The organism is Pelotomaculum isophthalicicum JI (assembly GCF_029478095.1).
Classification (GTDB): Bacteria; Bacillota; Desulfotomaculia; order Desulfotomaculales; family Pelotomaculaceae; genus Pelotomaculum_D; species Pelotomaculum_D isophthalicicum.
On the sequence record NZ_JAKOAV010000086.1, the window covers coordinates 1 to 1,448 of the forward strand.

The following is a 1,448-nucleotide window of genomic DNA, read 5'->3' on the forward strand; positions in this document are numbered from 1 at the left end:
TGTAAATTGAGACCTAAGTCTTTTAATATTCGAGTTGCATCTCTTAGAGCATTATAGGCTTCAGCTTTGGTTCGGCATAACACTGTCCAGTCATCGGCCCAGCGGGTCAGATGGTAACCCCGGCGTGTCATCTCGTTATCGAATGGTGTAAGATAGATATTGCTAAGCAGTGGGCTTATGACTCCTCCTTGTGGGGTGCCTTTAGGTGTGGGTAATCTTTTACCTTTTTCAACGTATCCCGCTTTAAGCATTTGTCGAATCAGCCCCAGCACACGTCCATCGCTAACTCGTTCTGCTACCATATCAATTAGTTTTTTATGTGATACGCTACCAAAATAGTCCTTTAAATCCGCATCTACTATCCAGTGGTACCCGGCCATCAGTTCAAGCCAAATCTTTCGCATGGCGTCATGTGGAGAGCGTCCAGGTCTATACCCAAAACTACAATCGTTAAATTCTGGCTCAAAAATTGGTTCCAGCCGATTTTTCAATGCCTGCTGGCATATACGATCGCGTATGGCTGGAATTCCTAATGGCCTTTTTTCATCTGGTTTGTCCCTTTTCGGTATATAAACCCTACGAACTGGCAGAGGTTTGTATATGTCTTCCTTAAGTTCCTTGTATAGTTTTTCCAGCTCTTCTTCGGCTACTTTGTCAAAGGATTCAATGCTTACTTTATCTATTCCGCCTGTACCTTGATTAGCTTTGACTTTATCCCAGGCCATCATTAAATTGGTTTTACTGTAAACTTTGTCGATTAGTGAGTGCACCTTTGTTCTTTTTGTCGCGCCTATCTCTCCCATTTTAACAGTCTCCTCGTTGCAAGTTCTGGGTCTTTCGCACAGGGAACTATCCTTTCCCTGCAACTTACTCACTGCTTTTACAGGGTTCTCGGCTCAGTTAAGCGAATCGACTTCCCTCCATTGGCTACCTTTTGGGTAACGATGGACCATCCATTTGCGAATGGTACCGGCGTTTCTGTTGTTCGCCAGCTCAAGTACTATTCGATTCTCCGACTCCTCGCACCGCTTCGGCATTCACTTCGGGGTTTCCTTATAGAATACCTTACTGGCTTGCGTGCTTGTCTGTACGGAATGGCCGTGCACACAACCACCATCCCGACTATATTTACCCACCGGTCCCTTTTTCGGTGCAACCACCAGACGATACGAGGTCTCCATGGGTCACGTAACTGTCTTCCGTACCATGCCGCCCGCAAACACCTTGGTACGACGGGTGGACTAGAAGCGCCTTCGCCTCCATAGTGCAGGCTCGACCTTGTCCCGTCTTTGGCCGACCGGTTCATCATTAGGGTAGCCCCTTTGATTACAGCCTGGTACTTCTCCTCAAGCCCTTCGGACCTCACCTCGCGGTGAGCGCCCTGCCCTCTGGGTATTACCCAGCCCCCAAGGCATTACCCCCGGGTTTGGATATGAGCCCCCTAGTCC

At 48.1% G+C, this 1,448-nt stretch carries 1 protein-coding gene; it reads right to left on the minus strand.

Annotated elements, in window-relative coordinates:
• Positions 1–803, minus strand: an 803-nt coding sequence (gene ltrA / locus L7E55_RS17510; RefSeq protein WP_277445646.1) for a group II intron reverse transcriptase/maturase, incomplete at its 3' end; no start/stop codon positions are given.
• Positions 804–1,448 lie beyond the last annotated feature (645 nt).